The organism is Cupriavidus sp. R6-3 (assembly GCF_059772245.1).
In genome coordinates this window covers 1-3,115 of sequence record NZ_JCBAJO010000369.1, presented here as the reverse complement: position 1 = coordinate 3,115, position 3,115 = coordinate 1, and the positions used below count along the sequence as shown (strand labels likewise).

General features: G+C 69.0%; 3 protein-coding genes. All 3 read right to left on the bottom strand.

All coding sequences use genetic code 11. The features are described from left to right. Positions 1-107 precede the first annotated feature (107 nt). On the bottom strand, positions 108-1,034 hold the full coding sequence (locus tag AC6EI8_RS25610) for a type II secretion system F family protein (RefSeq protein WP_226105072.1): 927 nt from the start codon (positions 1,032-1,034) through the stop codon (positions 108-110). After that, positions 1,027-2,352, bottom strand: coding sequence for a TadA family conjugal transfer-associated ATPase (locus tag AC6EI8_RS25605; protein WP_149319895.1), 1,326 nt, complete (start codon positions 2,350-2,352; stop codon positions 1,027-1,029). Before AC6EI8_RS25605 ends, AC6EI8_RS25610 begins: the two co-directional genes overlap by 8 nt. Position 2,353: 1 nt before the next feature. Further along, positions 2,354-3,115: P-loop NTPase family protein (locus AC6EI8_RS25600; RefSeq protein WP_498383278.1), on the bottom strand; the 762-nt coding region annotated here is incomplete at its 5' end.

The window sequence follows — 3,115 nt, the reverse complement described above, 5'->3', positions numbered from 1 at the left end:
AGCGCAGCCACCACTGTTGCAACAGCGGCAGGGCGAGCGCCGCCACACCGAGCGCGGCGATCAGCAGGCTGAGAGCGATCAGGCTGTCACGGTTCATCGCATCGCCCCTATACCGAACGCGCCAGCCGATACAGCAGCAGCGCGCCGACGATCTCCAGCCCGAACGCCGCCATCAGCATCAGGCGGCCCGACGGATCGTTCCACATCATCAGCAGGTAGCCGGCATTGAACACGAACATCAGTCCGGCCACGACCACCGGCAGCAAACCCAGGATCCACGCCGACATCCGCGTTTCCGCCGACAGCGCCGACAGTTCGCGCTGCGCCTGCTCGCGGTCGCGCATATAGGCGGCGGTGCGTTCCATCACGATGTCGGCGCGGCCGCCGTAGCGCGTGGCGAGCCGCAGCACCGAGGCCAGCAGGATCAGTTCGTCGAAGCGATAGCTGCGCGCGACCTGCATCACCGCCTGGTCCAGTTCCTTGCCGGCGCGCTGCAGATGCACCGCCTGCACCAGGCACTGGCGCAGCGGCAGTTCGGTATTGCCGATCGCATGCTGGAACGCCGCCGGTACCGCGCTGCCGATCGTCATCAGCCGCACCACGCCATCGAGAAACCCCGGCAGCTGCTCGCACAGGCGCTGATGAAAACGGATCGTGCGGCGCCACAACAGGCAGGCACAGATGGCAAGGCAGACCACCGCCATCGCGGCGGCCGCGACAAACCCGCCGCCGATCAAGGCCGCGGCGCACAGCAGCAGCGGTGGCCCGCCCCACAGCAGATAGGTGCGGCGCGTCGGCTCGAGGTCCGCGCGCCGCAGCAGATCGGCCCAGCGGCGCTTGAAGTCGCGTGGCCCGGTGACGGGAGGCAGCTCGGCCGCGGATGCATAACGGGAACGTACCTGCTCGGTCTGCGCCTGCACGAAGGCCCGCGCCGCCTCGCGCTGCGCACGCGTGCCGGCCTGCGCCAGCAACAGCAGGCCGGCGCCGACCAGCAGCAAGGCGATGGCGGCGATGGCCAGGGCGGCGCTAGACATCGAAGCGGCCCAGCGGATCGTCCATGCCGAAACCGGCCTGGCGCAGGCGCGCCAGCTTGGGCGAATGCGGCAGGATGCCGAGCGACTGCCAGCGGTCGACCTCGACGCCATCCGGTCCGATATACGGGTCGTGGCGATACAGCTCCTGCGTGGTGACGATGTTGTCGCCCATGCCGGTCACCTCGGTGATCGACAGGATGCGGCGCTTGCCGTTCGACAGCCGGCCGATCTGCACGATGAAGTCGATCGCATTGGCGATCTGCCGGCGCAGGCTGACCTCGCTGCCCTGGAAGCCGGCGAAGCCCGCCAGCATCTCGAGCCGGTACAGGCACTCGCGCGGGCTGCTCGCGTGGATGGTGCCCATCGAGCCGTCGTGGCCCGTGCTCATCGCCTGCAGCATCTCCAGCACCTCGCCGCCGCGCACTTCGCCGACGATGATCCGGTCCGGCCGCATGCGCAGGCTGTTGCGCAGCAAGTCGCGGATCGACACCACGCCGGTGCCCTCGAATCCGCCGGGCCGGCTTTCGAGGCGGACCACGTGGGGATGGTTCAGCGCCAGTTCGGCGGTGTCTTCGATGGTGATCACACGCTCGCTGTCCGGCACGAAGATCGCCAGCGCGTTCAGCAGCGAGGTCTTGCCCGAGCTGGTGCCGCCGCTGACCAGGATATTGCAGCGCGCCTTGACGGCGGCCTCCAGCAGATCGCCGATCTCCTGGTTCATGGTGCCCAGCCCGAGCAGCGCCTCCGGCGTCAGCGGATCCTTGCGGAACTTGCGAATCGACACCACCGGCCCCTGCAGCGCGAGCGGCGGGATCACGACGTTGATGCGGCCGCCGTCGGGCAGCCGGGCATCGACCATCGGATTCGATTCGTCGAGCCGCCGGCCGATCGGCGCCAGGATCCGGCGCACGATGCGCAGCAGATGCCCCGCGTCCGCAAAGCGCACCGGAATGCGTTCGAGCATGCCGTGGCGCGACACGTAGACGTCGAGATGGCCATTGACCAGGATGTCCTCGACCGCGGGATCGTTCAGCAGGTCCTCGATCGGACCGAAGCCCGCCAGCTCCTTGGTCAGCGCCTCGGCGATCTGATGCAGCTCGGCCTCGTTGATCGGAATCCGGCGCAAGCGCGTGAAGCTCTCCAGTTCGAGATCGACGAAGCGCTGGATGGCGGTGCGCGACCAGCGGCCGAACTCCGCGCCCAGTTCCTCGATGCGCGTCAGCAGGTGCTCGTGCGCGGCTTCCTTGATCGTGTGAAATTCCTGCGAGGTCGGAAACGGCGCGGCGGCGTTGTCGGAGAATTCGATCGGTTGCGTCATCTCAATGGTCTGCCTTGTTCTTGCCTGCTGCATGGCCCAGGCGCAGCCGCTGCACCGCCTGCGCGATCGGCTCCAGCCATCCGGGGCCCGAGGCGCGCGCTTCGCAGCGGTAGCCGAGGCGCTCGAGCATCGGCGCCAGCGCGCGGACGTAAGGAGCGGCGGGCTGCCGGTCGGCCAGCACCACGCCGCTGTTCATCGCGGCCAGCATCGTCTCGCGGCAATCGGGCAGCGTGCCGGCCAGCGGCAGCTCGAGCCGCTGCGCGATCTGCTCCGCGTCGAGACCGAGCCGCGCCTGATAGCGGGATACCACCAGCCGCATCGACTCGCGGCCCGCCTCGCGACGCCGCAGTTCCTCCAGCAGCTCGGCCGCCGACACGATCGCCGCGACGCTCTGCTCGGCCACCACCAGCACCTCGTCGGCGACCTTGATCAGCTGGGCCATGAAGTCGAGATTGCTGAAGCCGCCCAGGTCGATTACCTGCAGATCGAAATGGCTGCGCAGCGTGCCGAGCAGCGACAGCGCCTCCGAGAACGAGATGTCGCGCAGCTCGGCCAGCGTCTGCGGCAGCGGCAGCACCGCGACGCCACCGGCATGCCGGGTCAGCGCGGTCTGCACGAAGACCTGGTCGAACCGGCGCAGGTTGCGCACGGCCTCGACGAAGTGGAAGCCCGGCGCGACGTTGGTGTACAGAGCGCCGTCCCGCGCCGGCAAGCCGAGGTCGAGCAGCAGCACCTCGCCGTTCTGTCGGCGCCGCGCGGCCAC